At 58.6% G+C, this 23,059-nt stretch carries 20 protein-coding genes and 1 pseudogene; 11 read left to right on the top strand and 10 right to left on the bottom strand.

The features are described from left to right. Positions 1–21: 21 nt before the first annotated feature. The 5 genes from ATI02_RS09865 to ATI02_RS09840 all read left to right on the top strand — a co-directional run bounded on the left by ATI02_RS09865 (position 22) and on the right by ATI02_RS09840 (position 4,018). Positions 22–681, top strand: coding sequence for a FadR/GntR family transcriptional regulator (locus tag ATI02_RS09865; protein ID WP_100846159.1), 660 nt, complete (start codon positions 22–24; stop codon positions 679–681). Further along, a complete protein-coding gene (locus tag ATI02_RS09860; RefSeq protein ID WP_100846158.1) occupies positions 671–1,975 on the top strand; it encodes a CynX/NimT family MFS transporter in 1,305 nt (434 codons plus the stop codon). Before ATI02_RS09865 ends, ATI02_RS09860 begins: the two co-directional genes overlap by 11 nt. Before the next feature lie 210 nt (positions 1,976–2,185). Beyond that, on the top strand, positions 2,186–2,656 hold the full coding sequence (locus ATI02_RS09850) for a nuclear transport factor 2 family protein (RefSeq protein WP_100846157.1): 471 nt from the start codon (positions 2,186–2,188) through the stop codon (positions 2,654–2,656). A gap of 39 nt (positions 2,657–2,695) precedes the next feature. Then, entirely contained in the window at positions 2,696–2,998 is a 303-nt protein-coding gene (locus ATI02_RS09845; RefSeq protein WP_095188823.1) for a GIY-YIG nuclease family protein, read from the top strand. A gap of 84 nt (positions 2,999–3,082) precedes the next feature. Further along, complete coding sequence (locus ATI02_RS09840; RefSeq protein ID WP_100846156.1) at positions 3,083–4,018, top strand: glutathione S-transferase family protein; 936 nt, start codon at positions 3,083–3,085, stop codon at positions 4,016–4,018. A gap of 102 nt (positions 4,019–4,120) precedes the next feature. Here ATI02_RS09840 and ATI02_RS09835 read toward each other — a convergent pair whose 3' ends face one another. Continuing rightward, on the bottom strand, positions 4,121–4,471 hold the full coding sequence (locus ATI02_RS09835) for a glutaredoxin family protein (protein WP_095188825.1): 351 nt from the start codon (positions 4,469–4,471) through the stop codon (positions 4,121–4,123). Beyond that, positions 4,471–5,475, bottom strand: coding sequence for a nucleoid-associated protein YejK (gene yejK / locus ATI02_RS09830; RefSeq protein ID WP_100846155.1), 1,005 nt, complete (start codon positions 5,473–5,475; stop codon positions 4,471–4,473). Before yejK ends, ATI02_RS09835 begins: the two co-directional genes overlap by 1 nt. Before the next feature lie 395 nt (positions 5,476–5,870). Here yejK and ATI02_RS09825 point away from each other — a divergent pair, with 395 nt between their 5' ends. Further along, positions 5,871–6,152 carry an HU family DNA-binding protein gene (locus ATI02_RS09825; RefSeq protein WP_003221909.1) on the top strand — a complete coding sequence of 94 codons (282 nt, stop codon included), beginning with the start codon at positions 5,871–5,873 and terminating at the stop codon, positions 6,150–6,152. 203 nt (positions 6,153–6,355) lie between these two features. Here ATI02_RS09825 and rlmF read toward each other — a convergent pair whose 3' ends face one another. Further along, positions 6,356–7,375, bottom strand: coding sequence for a 23S rRNA (adenine(1618)-N(6))-methyltransferase RlmF (gene rlmF, locus ATI02_RS09820; RefSeq protein WP_100846154.1), 1,020 nt, complete (start codon positions 7,373–7,375; stop codon positions 6,356–6,358). 217 nt (positions 7,376–7,592) lie between these two features. Here rlmF and ATI02_RS09815 point away from each other — a divergent pair, with 217 nt between their 5' ends. Beyond that, the gene (locus tag ATI02_RS09815; RefSeq protein ID WP_100846153.1) at positions 7,593–8,003 is read left to right on the top strand and encodes a hypothetical protein; all 411 of its coding nucleotides are present in this window, start codon (positions 7,593–7,595) and stop codon (positions 8,001–8,003) included. Positions 8,004–8,047: 44 nt separating this feature from the next. On the opposite strand, the gene ATI02_RS09810 is transcribed toward ATI02_RS09815, so the two are convergent. The 7 genes and pseudogenes from ATI02_RS09810 to ATI02_RS09780 form a co-directional block, all read right to left on the bottom strand. Then, positions 8,048–9,270 (bottom strand): IS3 family transposase gene (locus ATI02_RS09810; protein WP_095190254.1). Its coding sequence is split into 2 segments (ribosomal slippage): positions 8,048–8,919 and positions 8,919–9,270, totalling 1,224 coding nucleotides; the frame shifts between segments, so codons are not numbered across the junction. 54 nt (positions 9,271–9,324) lie between these two features. Next, positions 9,325–10,328, bottom strand: a pseudogene (locus tag ATI02_RS09805) (IS3 family transposase); the annotation flags it as partial. Positions 10,329–10,420: 92 nt separating this feature from the next. Next, positions 10,421–11,752: an IS4 family transposase gene (locus ATI02_RS09800; protein ID WP_100845361.1), complete on the bottom strand. Its 1,332-nt coding sequence runs from the start codon at positions 11,750–11,752 to the stop codon at positions 10,421–10,423. Between the two features lie 123 nt (positions 11,753–11,875). Beyond that, on the bottom strand, positions 11,876–14,722 hold the full coding sequence (locus tag ATI02_RS09795) for a valine--tRNA ligase (protein WP_095188829.1): 2,847 nt from the start codon (positions 14,720–14,722) through the stop codon (positions 11,876–11,878). 202 nt (positions 14,723–14,924) lie between these two features. After that, positions 14,925–15,320: a DNA polymerase III subunit chi gene (locus ATI02_RS09790; protein WP_095188830.1), complete on the bottom strand. Its 396-nt coding sequence runs from the start codon at positions 15,318–15,320 to the stop codon at positions 14,925–14,927. Positions 15,321–15,328: 8 nt separating this feature from the next. Continuing rightward, the gene (locus ATI02_RS09785; protein ID WP_100846152.1) at positions 15,329–15,757 is read right to left on the bottom strand and encodes a DNA polymerase III subunit chi; all 429 of its coding nucleotides are present in this window, start codon (positions 15,755–15,757) and stop codon (positions 15,329–15,331) included. A 60-nt stretch (positions 15,758–15,817) separates the two neighbouring features. Further along, positions 15,818–17,308 (bottom strand): leucyl aminopeptidase, encoded by a 1,491-nt coding sequence (locus ATI02_RS09780; RefSeq protein ID WP_100846151.1) that lies wholly within the window; start codon positions 17,306–17,308, stop codon positions 15,818–15,820. 576 nt (positions 17,309–17,884) lie between these two features. Between ATI02_RS09780 and lptF the strand changes: the two genes are divergently transcribed. The 4 genes from lptF to lepB all read left to right on the top strand — a co-directional run bounded on the left by lptF (position 17,885) and on the right by lepB (position 22,893). Next, complete coding sequence (gene lptF / locus ATI02_RS09775) at positions 17,885–19,006, top strand: LPS export ABC transporter permease LptF (protein WP_100846150.1); 1,122 nt, start codon at positions 17,885–17,887, stop codon at positions 19,004–19,006. Next, positions 18,999–20,060 (top strand): LPS export ABC transporter permease LptG, encoded by a 1,062-nt coding sequence (gene lptG / locus ATI02_RS09770; RefSeq protein WP_095188834.1) that lies wholly within the window; start codon positions 18,999–19,001, stop codon positions 20,058–20,060. The genes lptF and lptG overlap by 8 nt, the downstream gene beginning before the upstream one ends. Before the next feature lie 173 nt (positions 20,061–20,233). Next, positions 20,234–22,033 (top strand): translation elongation factor 4, encoded by a 1,800-nt coding sequence (gene lepA, locus ATI02_RS09765; protein WP_095188835.1) that lies wholly within the window; start codon positions 20,234–20,236, stop codon positions 22,031–22,033. Between the two features lie 5 nt (positions 22,034–22,038). Continuing rightward, on the top strand, positions 22,039–22,893 hold the full coding sequence (lepB, locus tag ATI02_RS09760; RefSeq protein WP_095188836.1) for a signal peptidase I: 855 nt from the start codon (positions 22,039–22,041) through the stop codon (positions 22,891–22,893). Positions 22,894–23,059: the final 166 nt, after the last annotated feature.

Here is a 23,059-nt window from a genome sequence, read left to right as displayed (position 1 = left end):
TTGGATGAAAGGGCGAATCCTATGTCAGACATTTCTCCTCTTGTTAAGCGGTCCTTGGTCGATCAGGCCTTGGATCAATTGCGTCAGCGCATCAACAGCGGCACCTGGCAGGTCGGCGAGCGATTGCCGACCGAACCCGAGCTGTGCGCCGAGCTGGGCATCAGCCGTAACACCGTGCGCGAAGCCATGCGCGTATTGGCGTTTTCCGGGTTGATCGAGATCCGTCAGGGCGACGGCAGTTATCTGCGCGCGGTGGTTGATCCGCTGGACACGCTCAAGGCGTTGTCCCGTTGCTCGCTGGAACAGGCGCGCGAGACCCGGCATATCCTTGAAGTCGAGGCCATTGGCCTGGCGGCGTTGCGCCGCACGGATGAGGATCTGGTCGCCTTGCGTGAAGCACTCGGCACCAGCGGCAGCCACTACCACGGCGACCTCGACACCTACATCGCCTGCGATCTGGTGTTCCACCGCCGACTGGTCGACGCCGCACACAACCCGACCCTCAGCGAGCTGTATCGCTATTTCTCCAGCATCGTCGGCGCGCAATTGCGTCAGACCCTGAACATCGTCCCGCGCCGCCAGGAAGTGTTCGACTTGCACATCGAGTTGCTCGATGCCGTCGAACAACGTGACCCGGAGCGGGCCAAAGCTTTATCGAGGCAGTTGATCAATGAACCTTGAAACCGAGAAGTCCATGTCCCGCAGTGAGTTATCCACAACCCCGAAACGCACGGCAGAGCTTGAAGAGCTGCTGATCGATGCCGAGGCGGATGACGAGCAAGTGCAGCAAAGTCACCCGCTGGTCCGGCGCCCGTGGCTGTTGCTGCTGGGATTGATTTTGGTGGCGCTGAACCTGCGTCCGGCACTGTCGAGCATGGCGCCGCTGCTCAGCGAAGTGTCGAAAAGCCTAGGCTTGTCTGCCGCGCAGGCCGGTCTGCTGACCACTCTGCCAGTGCTGTGCCTGGGCTTGTTCGCACCGCTGGCGCCGATTCTGGCGCGGCGCTTCGGCGCCGAACGGGTGGTGCTTGGCATCCTGCTGACACTCGCCGGCGGGATCATCCTGCGCAGCAACTTCGGTGAGATAGGTCTGTTCGCCGGCAGCGTGCTGGGCGGTGCGAGCATCGGCATTATCGGCGTGCTGCTGCCGGGCATCGTCAAGCGCGATTTCGCCAAACACGCCGGCACCATGACCGGCGTCTACACCATGGCCCTGTGCCTGGGCGCGGCAATGGCGGCGGGTTCGACCGTGCCGTTGAGCGAACACTTCGACAACAACTGGGCGCTGGGCCTGGGCTTCTGGGTAATCCCGGCGCTGTTGGCCGCAGTGTTCTGGCTGCCGCAAGTCGGGCAAAAGCACGGTGCGCACAACGTTGCTTACCGCGTGCGCGGTCTGTTGCGTGATCCGCTGGCGTGGCAGGTGACCTTGTACATGGGTTTGCAGTCGTCGTTGGCCTATATCGTGTTCGGCTGGCTGCCATCGATCCTCATTGGCCGTGGCCTGACGCCGACACAGGCCGGTCTGGTGCTCTCCGGCTCAGTGATCATCCAGCTCGCCAGTTCGCTGGCCGCTCCGTGGCTGGCGACCCGCGGCAAGGATCAGCGTCTGGCAATCGTGGTCGTGATGGCGCTGACCCTCGGCGGTCTGTTCGGTTGCCTGTATGCGCCGATCGAAGGCCTGTGGGGCTGGGCGATTCTGCTGGGTCTGGGGCAGGGCGGTGCATTCAGTCTGGCGCTGACGTTGATCGTACTGCGCTCGCGTGACGCCCATGTCGCAGCAAACTTGTCGAGCATGGCTCAAGGCTTCGGTTACACGCTGGCTTCGATGGGGCCGTTCGCAGTCGGCGTGGTGCATGACTGGACGGGCGGCTGGAATGCGGTGGGCTGGATTTTCGGCATCATTGGCTGTGGCGCGATCCTCGCCGGCCTGGGTGCCGGGCGTGCACTGTTCGTGCAAGTGCAAAGCGAAAAAATCTGAATCCACTGATTTCAAAAGGTGGGAGCGGGCTTGCTCGCGAATGCGGTGTATCAGTCACCCTCAATGTTGGCTGACCCACTGCATTCGCGAGCAAGCCCGCTCCCACACTGGATTTGTGTACTGCGGGTATTCGCTGTGCGAATGCCGATAGTGTTTCCCGGCGTTGCAGATTATCGTGCTGGCAATCTGTCCACTTTCCGGAGTTTGCCCATGAGCGAAGCCCACGCCGCGTTGATCACCCGCTTCTACCAGGCCTTCCAGCGACTCGATGCCGAGGCCATGGCTGCGTGCTACACCGACGACGTGGTGTTCAGCGACCCGGCCTTCGGCGAGCTGCGCGGGCGCGATGCCGGCGACATGTGGCGCATGCTCACCACCCGCGCCAAGGACTTCTCACTGACCTTCGACAACGTCCGTGCCGATGAGCGTAGCGGTGGCGCGCACTGGGTGGCGACCTATCTGTTCAGCCAGACCGGCAACGTGGTGGTCAACGATATCCAGGCGCGCTTCGTGTTTCGTGACGGCAAGATTTGCGAGCACCACGATCACTTCGATCTGTGGCGCTGGTCGCGTCAGGCTCTGGGGTTCAAAGGCGTGTTACTCGGGTGGACGCCTTTGGTGCGCAACGCTGTTCGTGCTCAGGCGCTGAAGGGACTGAAGGCATTTCAGGCCGGTCGCTGATAAGATCGCGGCCTGTTTCCTACACACCTTGATCCCAAAGTGACCAGCCTTAGCGAAAAATCTGTCGAAGTTGTCGAGCCTGTGAGCAAGTCCTGGTTCGTCTACCTCGTGCGCGCGGCCAATGGTTCGTTGTATTGCGGGATCAGCGACGATCCCGTCCGCCGTTTCGCCAAGCATCAAAGCGGCAAGGGCGCACGGTTCTTCCTCTCCAGCCCGGCCATGGCGTTGGTCTACACCGAGCTTTGTCGCGACAAAAGCGATGCGTTGCGCCAGGAACGGTTGATCAAAAAACTGCGCAAGAGCGCCAAGGAATGCCTGGTGGCGTCTTATCAATCTGCCTGATGGGTTCCCATCAGGCAGATCTGTAGGCTGCTAAGCAAATGCGCGTTAAGCTGCCAACTCACTATCTGAGCGGCGGAGCCGAGTATGTCCGAGTTGATTCTGCACCACTACCCGACGTCCCCATTCGCGGAAAAGGCCCGCCTGCTGCTGGGTTTCAAAGGCTTGTCCTGGCGCTCGGTGCATATCTCGCCGGTGATGCCGAAACCGGATCTGACCGCTCTGACTGGCGGCTACCGCAAGACGCCGGTGCTGCAGATCGGCGCCGACATCTATTGCGACACGTCCTTGATCGCCCGCCGACTGGAGCAGGAAAAAGCCCAGCCGTCGTTCTTCCCTGAAGGACAGGAAATGATCGCCGCCAGTTTCGCCGCGTGGGCTGACTCGGTGGTGTTCCAACATGCCGTCAGTCTGGTGTTCCAGCCGGAATCGGTAGCGGTGCGTTTCGGCAAGTTGCCGCCGGAGGCGATCAAGGCGTTTCTGGCCGACCGTGCCGGGCTGTTCAGCGGTGGCAGCGCCACGCGTTTATCTGCCGAGCAGGCCAAGCACCAGTGGCCGACGATCATGGCGCGTCTGGAGCAGCAGCTCCAGCGCGAGCAGGGCGACTTCCTGTTCGGTGAGCCATCGATTGCCGACTTTGCGCTGGCGCACCCGCTGTGGTTCCTCAAGGCCACGCACGTCACCGCGCCGCTGGTGGATGAGTATCCGGCTGTCTCCGCGTGGTTGGGCCGAGTGCTGGGGTTCGGCCATGGCGCGGCAAGCGAAATGACCTCCGAAGAGGCGCTGGAGGTTGCACGCAACTCGACACCAGCGGCATTGCCTGACGAGCAGTTCGTAGATCCGAATGGCTTCAAGGCTGGGCAACAAGTGGCGATTGCTGCGACGGATTACGGGGTTGATCCGGTGGTGGGTGAGTTGCTGTTTGCTGGCAGTGAAGAGTTGATCATACGTCGCGATGACGAGCGTGGCGGTGTGGTGCATGTGCACTTCCCGCGCTTCGGCTTCCGCATCGAAGCCCGCTAAAGATCCATTGTGGGAGCGAGCCTGCTCGCGAAAGCGCTGTGTCAGACAACAACAGTGTTGAATGATCAGCCGTCTTCTCGAGCAGGCTCACTCCTACATTGGTTATCTCAGGGCAGCGAGGATCTCGTCCGGGTCAAACCCGCGAATCAACGTACCGTTGACATCAATCAGCGGAATCCCGCGTCCGCCGAGCGCCTCGTAGGCCTTGCGCGCTTCGGCATCCTTCTCGATATCGAATTCCTTGAAAGGAATGCCCTTGCTGTCGAGAAAGCGCTTGGTCTGCTTGCAGTAGCCGCACCAGTCAGTGGCGTACAGCACGACACTGGCCTGAGCGCGGGTCTGCTCGGAAACCATCTGCGCCGGATTAAACACCCGCTCGATCTTGCCCCAGTTCTGATAGACCACCACCACCAGCAGAACCAGCGCGACCTTCTTCAGCACGTTGCCGAGCATCAGTTGCGGCGCTTCAGCTGGTCGGTAAGCGACGTCGGCAAGCCCTTGATCACCAAGGTGCCGGCCTCTTCGTCGTACTCGATCTTCGAGCCCAGCAGGTGCGCTTCAAAGCTGATCGACAGGCCTTCGGCGCGACCGGTGAAGCGGCGGAACTGATTGAGGGTGCGTTTATCCGCCGGAATCTCCGGCGACAGGCCGTAGTCCTTGTTGCGGATGTGATCGTAAAAGGCTTTCGGGCGTTCCTCGTCGATCAACTCCGACAGTTCTTCCAGGCCCATCGGTTCGCCAAGATTGGCCTGGCTGCTGGCGTAATCCACCAGGGTCTTGGTTTTCTCGCGGGCCGACTCTTCCGGCAGGTCTTCGCTTTCAACGAAGTCACTGAAGGCCTTGAGCAGGGTGCGGGTCTCGCCCGGGCCGTCGACGCCTTCCTGGCAGCCGATGAAGTCGCGGAAGTATTCCGACACCTTTTTGCCGTTCTTGCCCTTGATGAACGAGATGTACTGCTTGGACTGCTTGTTGTTCTGCCACTCGGAAACGTTGATTCGCGCTGCCAGGTGCAATTGGCCGAGGTCCAGGTGGCGCGACGGCGTCACATCCAGCGAATCGGTTACCGCCACGCCTTCGCTGTGGTGCAGCAGGGCGATCGCCAGGTAATCGGTCATGCCTTGCTGGTAGTGGGCGAACAACACGTGGCCGCCTACCGACAGGTTCGACTCTTCCATCAGCTTCTGCAGGTGCTCGACCGCCACTTTGCTGAACGCGGTGAAGTCCTTGCCGCCTTCCATGTACTCCTTCAGCCAGCCGCTGAACGGGAACGCGCCGGATTCCGGATGGAACAGACCCCAGGCTTTGCCCTGTTTGGCGTTGTAGCTCTCGTTGAGGTCGGCAAGCATGTTCTCGATGGCCGCGGACTCCGCCAGTTCGGAGTCACGAGCGTGCAGAACTGCGGGCGTGCCGTCGGGTTTTTTGTCGATCAGGTGGACGATGCAATGACGGATCGGCATGGGCTTCTCGGCTGTTGGAAGGGAGGAGGGCAGGCTCCCCCGAAAAAGCGCCCAGTGTACCGCAACCACTGGTTTTGGCGCGGGGTGGAGGGCAAATCCGGGGCAGGTACTCGTCCTTATGCGGTTTTTTACCGGTTTAGAGCAATAAAGCTGACCAAATGGGTAGCTAGAGGCGGATATTTCCCCGTCTCTGTGCTAGTTTTGCCCGGTCTTACGCGAAGTCACTGCGTTAAGCGTGCAATCAGCATTTGTCAGGTCGAACCAAACCCTGATTTCGGTATCTATAACCCGACTCGTCGTGGTTATCGCCGAGGGTGCCAGATCCAGAAGATCGGGCTCGATGGCTGACACTGCACTCTGCAATCCATATGAATTTGATAGGGAAGGAACACTACATGGCTCTTACTAAAGACCAACTGATCGCCGACATCGCTGAAGCTATCGACGCGCCGAAAACCACCGCGCGTAACGCTCTGGACCAACTGGGCCAAATCGTTGCCGATCAGCTGGAAAACGGCGGCGAAATCACCTTGCCAGGTATCGGCAAGCTGAAAGTGACCGAGCGTCCTGCCCGCACTGGCCGTAACCCTTCGACTGGCGCTGCCATCGAAATCCCTGCAAAGAAAGTGATCAAGCTGGTTGTGGCCAAAGGCCTGACCGACGCTGTGAACAAGTAAGACGCAGCGATAAAAAAAACCGTGCTCCGGAGCGATCCGGGCACGGTTTTTTTGTGTCTGCGATTTGGCGATGCCACGCCATCCAATGTGGGAGCGAGCCTGCTCGCGAAAGCGCTGTGTCAGTCGATATTTAAGTTAACTGACACTCCGCCTTCGCGAGCAGGCTCGCTCCCACAATTGACCTGCGTCGGTCTATGCGATGTTTAGCGCGTCCAGCGCTCGCGGCGCCAGATCTGCTGTTCAGACTTGGTCTGGAAGGTCCAGGCGACGAAGCGGCTCTGTTTCTGCCCTTGGGACATTTCCACCACTTGGCTTTCCAGCACGCCAGCCTTCTTCAGCGCGGTTTCGATGGCCGGCAGATTGGAAGCTTTCGACACCAGTGTGCTGAACCACAGCACTTTGTGTTGGAAGTTCGCGCTCTCGGCGATCAGTTGCGTCACGAAACGTGCTTCGCCACCTTCACACCACAACTCGGCCGACTGGCCACCGAAGTTCAGCACCGGCAGTTTGCGTTTCGGGTCGGCTTTACCCAGTGCCCGCCACTTGCGCTCACTGCCCTTGGTCGCTTCATCCATTGAAGCGTGGAACGGCGGATTGCACATGGTCAGGTCAAAGCGTTCGCCCGGTTCCAGCAAACCGATCAGGATGTGCTTGCGATTCTCCTGTTGGCGCAGCTGGATGACCTTGCTCAGGTCGTTCGACTGGACAATCGCCTTGGCCGCTGCAACGGCCGTCGGGTCGATTTCCGAGCCGAGGAAGTGCCAGCGGTATTCGCTGTTGCCGATCAGCGGATAAACGCAGTTGGCACCCATACCGATGTCCAGCACGTTGACAATCGCGCCACGCGGAACCTTGCCGTCGTTCATGCTGGCCAGCAGGTCAGCGAGGAAGTGCACGTAATCGGCACGGCCCGGCACTGGTGGGCAGAGGTAGTCCGCCGGGATGTCCCAATGCTGAATGCCATAGAACGACCTGAGCAGCGCCCGGTTGAACACGCGTACCGCGTCGGGGCTGGCGAAGTCGATGCTTTCCTTGCCGTACGGGTTGATGATCACGAACTTCGCCAGTTCCGGCGTGGTTTTGATCAGCGCCGGGAAGTCGTAACGACCCTGATGGCGATTGCGTGGGTGCAGGCTGGCCTTTTCACGCGGCTCGACGGTCTTGGCCGGGGTCGCGGAGTCAGGCTTCTTGCGCGCAGGTTTGGGTGTACGGGGGGCGTTCATGGGCGTGGTCGATTCGGGTATGGCTGAAAGTGGCGGGTATTGTCCCACATCTAAACCATGCGCGACCAAACGAGTGAATGGCGGGGGTAAAGCAAACTTTTTATTCCAAAATAGTCTCTTTGACCTGTCATAAGTAACAGTTGGCGGCGCTCGAAAATTTGGTTTTACTCGATCTGGGATTTTGTCGAATCCAGGACACTTTCAAGGAGTGATGTTAATGATTGCATTGAGTGATGCCACCTTTCCAAGCGCGAACCGGTTTGGATACATCTCATGTTTCAGTGAGCCCAGTCCTGTCACGGGTGTTCCTGTTCGTATTGAGATTCAAAAGTCCATTATGATTGGGGACGTCATCGAGTTGGTGACGCAGGGTTACTCGACCACCAACGGATTGCAGCCTGTCCCGGGGACCGATTTTAAGGTTGTCCACATGATCGATTCCATTGTCGGAGAGCGGTTCGTGGATCTCAATGTCGAGCCCTACGCAACGAAGATCAAACCGATTGGGAGCGGATCGTTAGATGCCCGGTATTCAGTGATACGTGATGGAAATGTTATTGGGGTGTCGCAAAGAGCATTAGTAAAAGTCGACGTGATGAACCCAGAGGGTGGGACATGCCCTGAGTAAATAGCAGTGTCTAGTCCTGAAATAGGTTTACACCTGTTTCAACCTCAAAACGCCCGATGCACCGCATCGGGCGTTTTGTATTTCAGCGACAGATGAGGCCGCTCGTTGTTATAGATCTGCACCGACTCGTCCACCATCCGGATGGCATCTGCAAAATCTTTGGGCCGATGCAGCATTAACTCGTTTTTCAAAATTCCATTCACACGCTCAGCCAATGCATTTTGGTAGCAGTCGTAGCCATCGGTCATTGAGCAGGTGATGCCGTACTTGGCATGCAGCCGCTGATAAAGCTCGGAGCAGTATTGAACGCCTCTGTCCGAGTGGTGCACCAAGTGTTGTTCCGTTGTCCGCTGCTTCAGGGCTTTGTTGAACGCCTGGATCACCGATTCGGTGTGCAAGCTTTCATGGACATGGTGACCCACGATTTTTCGAGAGTACGCATCGGTGATCAAACTCAGATAAGCCACACCCGTTTGCGTTGGTAAGTAGGTGATGTCCGCAACCCATACTTGCTCTGGTGCCTTGGCGACTACCTGAATCGGCCCATCTTTGAGCAGGTTTGGATGCCGGCGAAAGCGATGATGACTGTCTGTTGTTTTGTGATAGGCCCGCCTGCGAGGAACCAGTTCGCGCCGATCTCGCAAGATATTGAATAAACGGTCTCGACCAACCTTTACGGACATTTCTGGCTCAGTGCGCATTAGATTGTGAAGTTTTCGGGTGCCAAGGCGCGGTTGCCTGAGTCGCTTTTCCCTCACGAATCCCATCACTTCCTGGGCATGACGGGCCCGGGCATCACACGCCCGGTTGCGCTTGTAATAAGCCTGACGGGAAATCCCCATGAATTGGCAAGCCCGACTAATGCTCAGGCCTTGGATCTGCTCTTGGGAGAGGACTTGCCGGATCGCTTTTTTACGACAGAAACACCGAAGTCGTTCTTCAAAACATCAACGACGGCTTCGAAAAACTGAGCTTTCTGGTTGGCTTGGGCAAGCTTTTCTTCAAGCTCTTTGATTCGCTGTTCGGGTGTCAGCGGTTTATCGGGCTTATCCATGGAACGGGGTCTCTTGGAGCGAATGGACGCGCCTTGACTCCAGTCCTGCCGACCATGCCTGCGTAACCAGTTCAGTACGGTCGTTTTACCCTGAATGCCATAACGCTCTTGAGCCTCTTTATAACTCAACTCACCTTTTTCGACTTGATCGACGACCGACAATTTAAAGGTCAGCGTGTAATCACGCTGACTGCGCCTTTCTCCCGTATTCATTACTCCCTCCTGAGAATGGGTCAGAAGGTGTAAACCTTATTCAGGACGGGACACGTACTTGGCATGCAGCCGCTGATAAAGCTCGGAGCAGTATTGAACGCCTCTGTCCGAGTGGTGCACCAAGTGTTGTTCCGTTGTCCGCTGCTTCAGGGCTTTGTTGAACGCCTGGATCACCGATTCGGTGTGCAAGCTTTCATGGACATGGTGACCCACGATTTTTCGAGAGTACGCATCGGTGATCAAACTCAGATAAGCCACACCCGTTTGCGTTGGTAAGTAGGTGATGTCCGCAACCCATACTTGCTCTGGTGCCTTGGCGACTACCTGAATCGGCCCATCTTTGAGCAGGTTTGGATGCCGGCGAAAGCGATGATGACTGTCTGTTGTTTTGTGATAGGCCCGCCTGCGAGGAACCAGTTCGCGCCGATCTCGCAAGATATTGAATAAACGGTCTCGACCAACCTTTACGGACATTTCTGGCTCAGTGCGCATTAGATTGTGAAGTTTTCGGGTGCCAAGGCGCGGTTGCCTGAGTCGCTTTTCCCTCACGAATCCCATCACTTCCTGAGCATGACGGGCCCGGGCATCACACGCCCGGTTGCGCTTGTAATAAGCCTGACGGGAAATCCCCATGAATTGGCAAGCCCGACTAATGCTCAGGCCTTGGATCTGCTCTTGGGAGAGGACTTGCCGGATCGCTTTTTTACGACAGAAACACCGAAGTCGTTCTTCAAAACATCAACGACGGCTTCGAAAAACTGAGCTTTCTGGTTGGCTTGGGCAAGCTTTTCTTCAAGCTCTTTGATTCGCTGTTCGGGTGTCAGCGGTTTATCGGGCTTATCCATGGAACGGGGTCTCTTGGAGCGAATGGACGCGCCTTGACTCCAGTCCTGCCGACCATGCCTGCGTAACCAGTTCAGTACGGTCGTTTTACCCTGAATGCCATAACGCTCTTGAGCCTCTTTATAACTCAGCTCACCTTTTTCGACTTGATCGACGACCGACAATTTAAAGGTCAGCGTGTAATCACGCTGACTGCGCCTTTCTCCCGTATTCATTACTCCCTCCTGAGAATGGGTCAGAAGGTGTAAACCTTATTCAGGACGGGACAACAGATACAAAAAAGGGAGGCCATTGCGGGTAATGCCAGTCAGTTAAGCTGACTGGCATTTTTGTTTTTGATCGGATACTTCGGCGATTTGAGCCTGATTGCCCGAGGATAAATGCGCTCCTCGCGTCGATGTGGCAGGACATAATGCGGGGCTGAGGCATGCAACTCTGCGAGATATTTGGGGATGTTCCCCGAACGATCCGCAGAAACGCCGTTGATAAACCCCAAGATCGCCCAAGTGCACGCGGTGAAGCTCAGTTCGCATGGATGGATGCCTGGACAATGGCGGCTCATCTCCACCATCTGATAACGCAACAGGTTGTAGCCCAACAACACGCCCCACAGTTCCTGCTCAATCATTTCGGGCGTCTTGCTGCGCAGCGTATAGCTGCTGTTCAGCAGGGTCTGCTTCATTTCTCTAAACCCTAACTCGATCTCCCATCGCTGGCTGTAGAGATCGACGATTTCGTCGGACGGGAAGCGTAATGAGTCGGCCATCGACGTCAGTATCTGACAAACCTTGCCCTTGACGGTTTTGCTCAGAAGCCGCGCAGTCAGGCGCTCCGGCAATCCAGGCCATTGCTTGCGGGCCTGCGGCGAAGTACTCAACGAGACCACAGCATCGTGGCGCCCCAAACGCTGAAGCACTTCGTACTGCGAGCCTTTTTTCAGCGGCATCAACCAATGTCGCTCGATGCCTGCTTGCTGCCATTGATGCAGCAACCCCAAGGAATAAAAGCCGCGATCGAACAGCGTCAGCGAGTGATCGGGGGTGGTTTCGATCAGTTGCTCCGCCAGTTTCATCTCGTTGCTGCGATAGCCGTCAAACGCGCTGCCAATCAGTAAGTGACTGGTCAATTCCATTTGGCAAACCATGCGCACCTGAGGAAAACCAGTATCGCCATGCTGGTTGCTGGCGGAGTCGTAACGCGCACGGTTTTCCGGTGTATCGGGCGTACGCCAGACGACGCCGTCGACACCCAGCAAGCGCAACCCGGCCCAGGTCGGATGACTGGCCGCTTCATGCCAGCTTTTCTGAGTCAGATCGAAGACTTGTCGTACGGCCTCGCTGCCCAGCCGCTGACGGGCTTGGACTACGGCGCTGGGCGCGACCAGCGGACGTTGCCCAGGCAGCATGATGTTCATGCGACTGACCACATCCCACGCCGACATGCGTCGAAAAAACGCCATGGAGATGACGCACCAAAGCATCATTTCCAAAGGTAAGCGTCGCCTGCGCAAAGTGGCTACACCGGCCTGCTCCAATGCCTGTTCGACCAGAGATGGATCAAGCAACGAGTCCAACCCTTCGAGGGAGTTGGGAGTCGAGACGAAGTTGTGGGTGAGTTCCAGTGCCCGAGCCAGACGCATAAAAAAATCCGATGCCTATTCAGGCATCGGATTTTGATTTCTTGCGGCCAAAGGTCAAGCAAAAGGGCTTAACTGATCAGCATTAGGCCATTGCGGGCCTCCCTTTTTCATTGCGGTTTACCGTTACAGGCTGGAAATCCGCGCGTGCTGCTCGGCCAGTTTGCCCAAGGCTTGTTCAGCCTCGGCCAGTTTGGCGCGTTCTTTCTCGATGACTTCGGCTGGGGCCTTGTCAACGAAACCGGCGTTGGACAGTTTGCCGCCAACACGCTGGACTTCACCCTGCAGACGCAGGATTTCCTTGTCCAGGCGCGCCAGTTCGGCACCCTTATCAATCAGGCCGGCCATGGGCACCAACACTTCCATCTCGCCAACCAGAGCGGTAGCGGACAGAGGTGCTTCTTCGCCAGCGGCCAGAACGGTGATCGATTCCAGACGCGCGAGCTTCTTCAGCAGCGCTTCGTTCTCGGTCAGGCGACGCTGGTCTTCAACGCTGACGTTCTTCAGGTAGATCGGCAGTGGCTTGCCCGGGCCGATGTTCATTTCGCCACGGATGTTACGCGTGCCGAGCATCAGCGCTTTGAGCCATTCGATGTCGTCTTCGGCTGCCGGATCGATGCGCTCTTCATTGGCCACTGGCCAAGGTTGCAGCATGATCGTCTTGCCCTGAATGCCGGCCAGCGGCGCGATGCGCTGCCAGATTTCTTCAGTGATGAACGGCATGAAGGGATGTGCCAGACGCAACGCCACTTCCAGTACGCGCACCAGCGTACGGCGAGTGCCGCGCTGACGCTCGACCGGAGCGTTTTCGTCCCACAGCACAGGCTTGGACAGTTCCAGGTACCAGTCGCAGTACTGGTTCCAGATGAACTCGTACAGCGCTTGCGCGGCGAGGTCGAAACGGAACTGATCGAGTTGACGGGTCACTTCGGCTTCGGTGCGTTGCAGTTGCGAGATGATCCAGCGATCCGCCAGCGACAGCTCGTAGGCTTCGCCGTTCTGGCCGCAGTCTTCGCCCTTGTCCAGAACATAACGCGCAGCGTTCCAGATCTTGTTGCAGAAGTTGCGATAGCCTTCGACGCGGCCCATGTCGAACTTGATGTCGCGACCGGTGGACGCCAGCGAGCAGAAGGTGAAGCGCAGGGCGTCGGTGCCGTAGCTGGCGATGCCGTCGGCGAACTCGTCGCGGGTCTGCTTCTCGATCTTCTTCGCCAGTTTTGGCTGCATCATGCCGGAGGTGCGCTTTTGCACCAGTTCTTCCAGCTCGATGCCATCGATGATGTCCAGCGGGTCAAGGACGTTGCCCTTGGACTTGGACATCTTCTGGCCCTGGCCATCACGCACCAGACCGTGCACATACACAGTCTTGAACGGAACCTGTGGGGTACCGTCCTCGTTCTTGATCAAGTGCATCGTCAGCATGATCATCCGGGCGACCCAGAAGAAAATGATGTCGAAACCGGTGACCAGCACGTCGGTGGAGTGGAATTTTTTCAGGAACTCGGTTTTTTCCGGCCAGCCGAGGGTGGAGAACGTCCACAGACCCGAACTGAACCAAGTGTCGAGTACGTCGTTATCCTGTTGCAGTGCAACGTCCGGGCCGAGGTTGTGCTTGGCGCGTACTTCGGCTTCGTCGCGACCGACGTAGACCTTGCCAGACTCGTCGTACCAGGCCGGAATCCGGTGGCCCCACCACAACTGACGGCTGATGCACCAGTCCTGGATGTCGCGCATCCACGAGAAGTACATGTTTTCATATTGTTTCGGCACGAACTGGATGCGGCCGTCTTCGACAGCAGCAATCGCAGGCTCGGCCAAAGGCTTGGTCGACACGTACCACTGGTCGGTCAGCCACGGCTCGATAATGGTGCCGGAGCGGTCGCCTTTCGGCACTTTCAGGCCGTGGTCGTCGACGCTGACCAGCAGGCCGGCGGCGTCGAACGCGGCTACGATCTGCTTGCGCGCTTCGAAACGCTCAAGGCCGGCGTATTCAGCCGGGATCTTGCCGTCAATGCTGTCATTCAGCGTACCGTCGAGGTTGAACACCTGCGCTGCTGGCAGCACGTTGGCGTTCTTGTCGAAGATGTTCAGCAGCGGCAGGTTGTGGCGCTTGCCGACTTCGTAGTCGTTGAAATCGTGGGCCGGGGTGATTTTCACGCAACCGGTGCCGAACTCAGGATCGCAGTAATCGTCGGCGATGATCGGGATGCGGCGGCCAACCAGTGGCAGCTCGACAAACTTGCCGATCAGGGCTTTGTAGCGCTCATCGTTCGGGTTAACCGCGACGGCGGAGTCGCCGAGCATGGTTTCCGGACGGGTGGTCGCGACGATCAGGAAATCGTTGCCTTCAGCGGTTTTTGCGCCGTCAGCCAGCGGGTACTTGAGGTTCCACAGGAAACCCTTCTCGTCGTGGTTTTCCACTTCGAGGTCGGAAATCGCCGTGTGCAGCTTGGTGTCCCAGTTGACCAGACGCTTGCCGCGGTAGATCAGGCCGTCTTCGTGCAGGCGCACGAAGGCTTCTTTAACGGCTTCCGAGAGGCCGTCGTCCATGGTGAAGCGCTCGCGGCTCCAGTCCACGGATGAGCCGAGGCGGCGGATCTGACGGCTGATGTTGCCGCCGGACTGATCCTTCCACTCCCAGACTTTCTCGAGGAATTTCTCACGGCCCAGATCGTGGCGGTTCTGGCCTTGGGCTTCGAGTTGGCGCTCCACCAGCATCTGCGTGGCGATACCGGCGTGGTCGGTGCCCGGCTGCCACAGGGTATTGCGACCCTGCATGCGGCGGAAACGGATCAGGGCGTCCATGATCGCGTTGTTGAAACCGTGACCCATGTGCAGGCTGCCGGTGACGTTCGGCGGCGGGATCATGATGGTGTAGGAATCGCCCGCGCCTTGCGGTGCGAAATAGTTCTCGGACTCCCAGGTGTTGTACCAGGAAGTTTCAATGGCGTGCGGCTGGTAGGTCTTATCCATGCGCGGCGGGACCCTATTGGCATTTATTCAGGAAAAGCCGGGAAGTATAGCGGGGCATGGGGCCGAGGGCGAGCGGGGGAGGGGCGGGTGGACGCAAGCTTTCTGTAGGAGCTGCCGAAGGCTGCGATCTTTTGATTCTGTTTTTTTAAAACCAAAGTCAAAAGATCGCAGCCTGCGGCAGCTCCTACAGGGATCGGGGGGGTTATTCGTACTGGCTGAGCAACCGTTCCATCCGCGCATCGAGGCGGCGTTTGATTTCGGTCTCGATGTGCGGCGCGAAGTCGTCGATCACGTCTTGCATGATCAATTGCGCGGCGGCGCGCAGTTCGCTGTCCAGGTGCAGCAGGGCATCCGGGCCTTTGTCGACGGTCGCTGCAGGTTGCGCTGCAGGTGCCGGGGCGGGAGCCGGTGGTGGTTCGACGGCGGCTGGCTCGGAGCCGATTGCCTCGAACAACATCGGAATCTGTTCCTGTTCACCGTCATCGACCGTGTCGGTCAGCAGGGGCGGTTGCAGGTTGTCATCGCCGAGCAACTGGCGGATCGATTCGAGATCGTCCAACAGGTGTGCGGACTTTTGCTGCGGTTTCGGAGTGTCCATAGGAATGCTCAGAGTCGCTGTAAACGGTGATCTTGCAGAGGATAGCCCTGTTCGCGGTAGAAACGGAAACTCTCCCGCGCAGCCGCGCGAATCGTCGGATCTTCGACCACCACTTCCGCCACACGGGCGAATTTGTTGGCGAAGGCCGGGACTTTCAGGTCGAGATTGACCAGCAAATCCTGATGCTCGCCGCAGTCATCGCCCAACCCCAACACAATCAAACCTTCCGGTTCGCTGTCGGCCGGGCCGTGGGGCACGAAGCTTTCGCCCTTGAACGCCCACAGCCGCGCATCGAGATCTTCGCGCTGGGCGGCATCGCTGCAATGCAGGTAGATGCGGTGGCCCATGCGCCAGGCTTTCTCGGTGAGCTTGCAGGCAAAGTCCAGGCGTGCCGAGGGATCGGCGCTGGGCAGGATATAAAAGTCGACTTTGGTCATTGCGGTTCCTGAGCTGAAAGCGGCGCTGCAAAAAAGAAGCGCCGCCCGCAGTCATCGGTTTCAGGCTTTGGCGCGATCCAGCAGGTATTGGGTCAGCAGTGGCACCGGACGGCCGGTGGCGCCCTTGTCCTTGCCGCCGCTGGTCCATGCGGTGCCCGCGATGTCCAGGTGCGCCCAGTTGAGGTTCTTGGTAAAGCGCGACAGGAAGCATGCGGCGGTGATAGTGCCGGCCTTCGGCCCGCCGATGTTGGCGATGTCAGCGAACGGGCTGTCCAGTTGCTCCTGGTACTCATCGAACAACGGCAGTTGCCATGCGCGGTCGTCGGCAGCCTTGCCGGCGCTGAGCAGTTGATTGATCAACTCGTCGTTGTTGCCCAGCAGGCCCGAGGTGTGCGCGCCCAGGGCAACGACGCAAGCGCCGGTCAGGGTGGCGATGTCGATCACCGCTTGCGGCTTGAAGCGCTCGGAGTACGTCAGGGCGTCGCACAGCACCAGACGGCCTTCGGCGTCGGTGTTGAGGATTTCCACGGTCTGGCCGCTCATGGTGGTGACGATGTCGCCCGGACGGGTCGCATTGCCGCTCGGCATGTTTTCCGCACAAGCAAGGATGCACACCAGGTTGATCGGCAGTTTCAGCTCAAGCACGGCACGCAGGGTGCCGAACACGCTGGCAGCGCCGCCCATGTCGTACTTCATTTCGTCCATGCCGGCGCCCGGTTTCAGGCTGATACCACCAGTGTCGAAGGTGATGCCTTTACCAACCAGCGCGTACGGCTTCTCGGATTTCTTGCCACCGTTGTACTGCATGACGATCAGGCGGGGCGGCTGTTCGCTGCCCTGGCCGACGGCATAGAACGAGCCCATGCCCAGGGATTTGATCTTCTTCTCGTCGAGCACTTCGACTTTCAGATCCTTGAACTCTTTGCCCAGATTCTTGGCTTGCTCGCCAAGGAAGGTCGGGTGGCAGATGTTCGGCGGCAGGTTGCCCAGATCACGGGTGAACGCCATGCCATTGGCAATCGCGGTAGCGTGATTCACGGCGCGCTGCACTTCGGCTTGTGCAGCCTTGATGGTCAGCAGGGTGATTTTCTTCAGGGCGCGCGGTTCGGCTTTCTGGCTCTTGAACTGGTCGAAGGTGTATTCGCCGTCCACCAGGGTTTCTGCCAGCAAGCGGGTCTTGCCGTAGCTGTCGCGGCCTTTGACGATGACTTCATCCAGCGCCAGCACGGCGTCGCTGCCGCCCAGGCCTTTGAGGGTGTTGAGGATGCCGGCAACGATTTTGCGGAACGGGCGGTCGCCCAGTTCTTCATCCTTGCCCACGCCGACCAGCAGCACGCGCTCGGCTTTGAGGTTTGGCAGGCTGTGCAGCAGCAGGCTTTGACCGACCTTGCCAGCCAGATCGCCACGCTTGAGTACGGCGCTGATCGCGCCACCGCTCAGTTCGTCGACCTGTTTGGCGGCGACACCGAGTTTGCGGCCTTCGCCGACGGCAACCACCAGGGTGGCGGTTTTCAACGTTTCTGGGCTAACGCTTTTTACAACCAGTTCCATGTCCGGATCCCTGAATGAATGGTCAACACGCAGGCGTTCGACGGTGTCCGCAGTCGCCTGCTTATAGATAGAAGAGGCGCAGGCCGAAGCCTGCGACAAGGGCCGCAGTTTGAACCTCGCTCCCCGCGCCTGACAACCCTAGGGGGCGTTCTCAATTAGTTTCCACACCGCGTTGTCGCCTTAAAGCCAGCCAGGCAAGGCGCAGGCCGCTGGAAATGGTTGTTCCCTTTCCAAGGCCTGCAACGCAGACTGGCCGGCTTTAAGGCACAACCCGAAGGGCCGGGCCTGCTGTTGTGCAGGGCTGCGTTGCTCGAAGCTTATTTGGAATGACCAAACCACGCTTCTCGCGCCTTGCCCTGCACAACAGCAGACCCGGCGCGGTGTGAAAACTAATTGAGAACGCCCCCTAGGTTGGACGATCTTCAAAGGATTGCACGCATGGATGAGTGTGCGCAGTGACAGGCGCCCTCAATCACAGGATAATGCCGCATCTTTTTTCGACGGCTCTGCGTTGCGGGCCGGTCGATGTGTTTGCTTGTTTGGCCGCCTTAGCCTGACAACCCTGGAGTGTCTGGTTTGATCGTCTTCCGTTATCTGTCCCGCGAAGTCCTGTTGAACCTCAGTGCCGTGAGTGCCGTGCTGCTGGTCATCATCATGAGCGGTCGCTTCATCAAATACCTCGCTCAGGCCGCTGCCGGTCAGCTCGACCCGGGCTCGCTGTTCCTGATCATGGGCTATCGCCTGCCGGGTTTCATGCAACTGATCCTGCCGCTGGGCCTGTTCCTCGGGATCCTGCTGGCCTACGGTCGCCTGTACCTGGAAAGCGAAATGACCGTGCTTTCGGCCACGGGCATGAGTCAGCAGAAGCTGTTTCGCATGACCCTGTTTCCGGCAACGCTGGTGGCACTGGTCGTGGCCTGGTTGAGCCTGGGCCTGGCCCCGCAAGGCGCCAATCAGTTCCAGTTGCTGCTGAACAAGCAGGACGCCCTGACCGAATTCGACACCCTCGAGCCGGGTCGCTTCCAGGCCCTGCGTGACGGAACCCGGGTGACATACACCGAAACCCTGAGCGACGATCGCGTCAATCTGGGCGGCGTGTTCATCTCGCAGAAGAACCTCGGCGCCGATCAGAAAGGCCGTGGGATTTCCGTGCTGGTGGCCGAAAAGGGCCGTCAGGAAGTCCGCCCCGATGGCAATCGCTACCTGATCCTCGATAACGGCTACCGCTACGACGGCAGCCCGGGCCAGGCCGATTACCGCGCCATTCATTACGAAAACTATGGCGTATTGCTGCCCAAGCCGGACGTCAGCGAAGAAGTCACCGACCGTGACGCCATGCCGACGTCGTCTCTGCTGGGCAGTGACGACATCCGCTCCAAGACCGAACTGCAATGGCGCCTGTCCCTGCCGTTGCTGGTATTTATCGTGACCCTGATGGCGGTGCCGCTGTCGCGAGTCAACCCACGTCAAGGGCGTTTCCTCAAGCTGCTGCCGGCGATTCTTCTTTATATGGCTTACCTGACCATCCTGATTGCCGCCCGCGGCGCCCTTGAAAAAGGCAAGATTCCACCGGCGCTCGGCTTATGGTGGGTGCATGCGATCTTCCTGGTCATTGGCCTCGGCCTGTTGTACTGGGAGCCGCTGCGCCTGAAGATGGCCAGCCGTCGCGCTGCAACGCTGGAGGTGGCCCGTGGTTAAACTCGACCGCTACATCGGCAGCAGCGTGTTCATGGCGATCATCGCCGTGCTGGCAATCATTCTCGGTCTGGCGACCCTGTTTGCCTTTATCGATGAGATGGGTGACGTCAGCGAAACCTACACATTGGTCGACGTGCTGAGTTTTGTTCTGCTGACCGCGCCGCGCCGGCTCTACGAAATGTTGCCGATGGCCGCGTTGATTGGCTGCCTGATCGGCCTCGGCAGTCTGGCCAGCAGCAGCGAACTGACCGTCATGCGCGCCGCTGGCGTGTCGATCGGCCGGATCGTCTGGGCGGTGATGAAGCCGATGCTGGTGCTGATGCTGGCCGGCGTTTTGATTGGCGAATACGTCGCCCCGGCCACCGAAAGCATGGCTCAGGCCAATCGCTCTCTGGCGCAGGGCAGCGGCGACGCGCAAAGCGCCAAGCACGGTATGTGGCACCGTCAGGGTGAGGAGTTCATCCACATCAACGCCGTTCAACCCAACGGTCTGTTGTATGGCGTGACCCGCTATCACTTCGACAAGGAACGCCATCTGCTGAGTTCGAGTTTTGCCAAGAAGGCCGAGTTCGACGGCACTAACTGGCAGCTCACCGACGTTGCCACCACGCTCTTCCATGAGCGCAGCACTGAAGTCGTCAATGCCCCGAGCGAGCAGTGGGATGTGGCATTGAGCCCGCAACTGCTCAGCACCGTGGTCATGGCGCCGGAATCACTGTCGATCAGCGGGCTGTGGGGCTACATCCACTATCTGTCGGAGCAGGGCCTGAGCAACGGCCGTTACTGGCTGGCATTTTGGGTCAAGGTGTTGCAGCCGTTGGTGACCGCAGCATTGGTGCTGATGGCGATTTCCTTCATCTTCGGTCCGCTGCGTTCGGTGACCCTCGGTCAGCGGGTATTCACCGGCGTGCTGGTGGGCTTCACCTTCCGCATCGTCCAGGATTTGCTCGGCCCGTCGAGTCTGGTGTTCGGTTTCTCGCCACTGTTTGCGGTGCTGGTACCGGCCGGTGTGTGTGCGCTGGCGGGTGTCTGGCTGCTGCGACGAGCCGGGTGATGAACAAGCTTTCATCCTGCGCTTGAACCCTGAAAACGCCTCGATCAACAGATCGGGGCGTTTTTGCATGCAATCCGGGTGACAGGCGAACGTGACGCTTGCGCCGTGTATCAGGTACAATTCCCGGCTATTTTTCGGCGGGCCATGCCTGCAGCCTTTTTGAGTGTTGATCCGTGAGTGATTTGAGTCATATCCGCAATTTCTCCATCATCGCCCACATTGACCATGGCAAGTCGACGCTGGCCGATCGCTTCATCCAGATGTGCGGCGGCCTGGCCGAGCGTGAAATGGAAGCCCAGGTACTGGATTCCATGGATCTGGAGCGTGAACGCGGGATCACCATCAAGGCCCACAGCGTTACCCTCTATTACAAAGCCAAAGATGGCGTCACCTACCAGCTGAACTTCATTGACACCCCGGGGCACGTCGACTTCACCTACGAAGTCAGCCGTTCCCTGGCCGCGTGTGAAGGTGCCTTGCTGGTGGTCGATGCCGGTCAGGGCGTAGAAGCCCAGTCCGTGGCCAACTGCTACACCGCGATCGAGCAGGGCCTTGAGGTCATGCCGGTGCTGAACAAGATCGACCTGCCACAGGCTGATCCTGATCGCGTCAAAGACGAAATCGAGAAGATCATCGGTATCGACGCCACTGACGCCGTCACCTGCAGCGCCAAGACCGGCCTGGGTGTCGACGAGGTGCTCGAGCGTCTGGTAACGACCATTCCTGCGCCAACCGGCAACATCGAAGATCCGCTGCAAGCGTTGATCATCGACTCCTGGTTCGATAACTACCTGGGCGTTGTCTCCCTGGTGCGCGTGCGTCATGGCCGCGTTAAGAAGGGCGACAAGATCCTGGTCAAGTCCACCGGCAAGATCCACCTGGTCGACAGCGTCGGTGTATTCAACCCGAAACACACCGCCACCGCTGACCTCAAGGCCGGCGAAGTGGGCTTCATCATTGCCAGCATCAAGGACATTCACGGTGCGCCGGTCGGTGACACCCTGACCCTGAGCTCGACCCCGGATGTTCCGGTACTGCCGGGCTTCAAGCGCATTCAGCCACAGGTTTACGCCGGCCTGTTCCCGGTCAGCTCCGACGACTTCGAAGATTTCCGCGAAGCGCTGCAGAAGCTGACCCTGAACGACTCGTCGCTGCAGTACACCCCGGAAAGCTCCGACGCGCTGGGCTTCGGCTTCCGTTGCGGCTTCCTCGGCATGCTGCACATGGAAATCATCCAGGAGCGTCTCGAGCGCGAATACGACCTGGACCTGATCACCACGGCGCCGACCGTAATCTTCGAACTGGTGCTGAAAACCGGTGAAACGATTTACGTCGACAACCCGTCCAAGCTTCCGGATGTCTCGGCCGTCGAAGACATGCGCGAGCCAATCGTGCGCGCCAATATCCTCGTGCCGCAAGAACACCTGGGTAACGTCATCACCCTGTGCATCGAGAAGCGTGGCGTTCAAGTCGACATGCTGTTCCTCGGCAATCAGGTGCAAGTCACTTATGACCTGCCGATGAACGAAGTGGTCCTGGACTTCTTCGACCGCCTGAAATCCACCAGCCGCGGCTATGCTTCGCTGGACTACCATTTCGATCGTTACCAATCGGCTAATCTGGTGAAACTGGACGTGCTGATCAACGGCGACAAGGTCGATGCCCTGGCGTTGATCGTGCACCGTGACAACTCGCACTTCAAAGGTCGCCAATTGACCGAGAAGATGAAAGAACTGATTCCTCGTCAGATGTTCGACGTGGCCATCCAGGCCGCCATTGGCGGTCAGATCGTCGCACGGACAACCGTCAAGGCGCTCAGAAAGAACGTATTGGCCAAATGCTACGGCGGTGACGTCAGCCGTAAGAAGAAACTGCTCGAGAAGCAAAAGGCCGGTAAAAAACGCATGAAGCAGGTCGGCAACGTGGAAATTCCACAAGAAGCCTTCCTTGCAGTGCTCAGGTTGGATAGTTAGGTCCTATGTCACTAAATTTCCCGCTGTTGCTGGTCATCGCCGTGTTCGTCTGCGGCCTGTTGGCGTTGCTCGATCTGTTGATTCTTGCACCGCGTCGGCGTGCCGCCATTGCCTCTTATCAAGGCAGTGTCAGCCAGCCCGACGTCGTGGTGGTCGAGAAGCTGAACAAAGAGCCGCTGCTGGTCGAATACGGCAAGTCGTTCTTCCCGGTGTTGTTCATCGTACTGGTGCTGCGTTCGTTCCTGGTGGAGCCGTTCCAGATTCCGTCCGGCTCGATGAAACCGACCCTGGACGTCGGCGACTTCATTCTGGTGAACAAGTTTTCTTACGGGATCCGCCTGCCGGTGATCGACAAGAAAATCATCGAAGTCGGTGATCCGCAGCGCGGCGATGTGATGGTGTTCCGCTACCCGAGCGACCCGAACGTCAACTACATCAAGCGTGTCGTTGGCCTGCCGGGCGACACCATTCGTTATACCGCTGACAAGCGTCTGTTCGTCAATGGTGAGTCGATTGCCGAGCAACTGGTCGGCTCCGAGCCGGGCACGCTGGGCAGCGCAGAGCTCTACAAGGAAAAACTCGGCGCTGCCGAGCACCTGATCCGCAAGGAAATGAGCCGCTACCGCGCCACCCCGGACCATTCGTGGACCGTGCCGGCCGGGCACTACTTCATGATGGGCGACAACCGCGACAACTCGAACGACAGTCGCTACTGGGATGACCCGAACATTCCCAAGGATCTGCTGGGCATGGTTCCCGACCGGAATATCGTCGGCAAGGCCTTCGCGGTCTGGATGAGCTGGCCGGAACCGAAACTCAGTCACCTGCCGAATTTTTCGCGGGTTGGCCTGATCAAGTAATCACACACGGCGCTGTTGACCACAGCGCCGAATGCATTTCTGGAGTCGCTACAATCGACTTCAGGGCATGAAGCCACGATATTCAGGACGTAATTTTTGAACACAGCGTTAATTGTCCCAGGCCTGCGCCGTATCCCGGCGATGGCGGTGGAATCCAGCTTTGATA

It is taken from the genome of Pseudomonas baetica (assembly GCF_002813455.1).
Taxonomy (GTDB): Bacteria; Pseudomonadota; Gammaproteobacteria; order Pseudomonadales; family Pseudomonadaceae; genus Aquipseudomonas; species Aquipseudomonas baetica.
The sequence above is the reverse complement of the archived record's forward strand: the minus strand, read 5'-3'. Positions and strand labels throughout refer to the sequence as shown.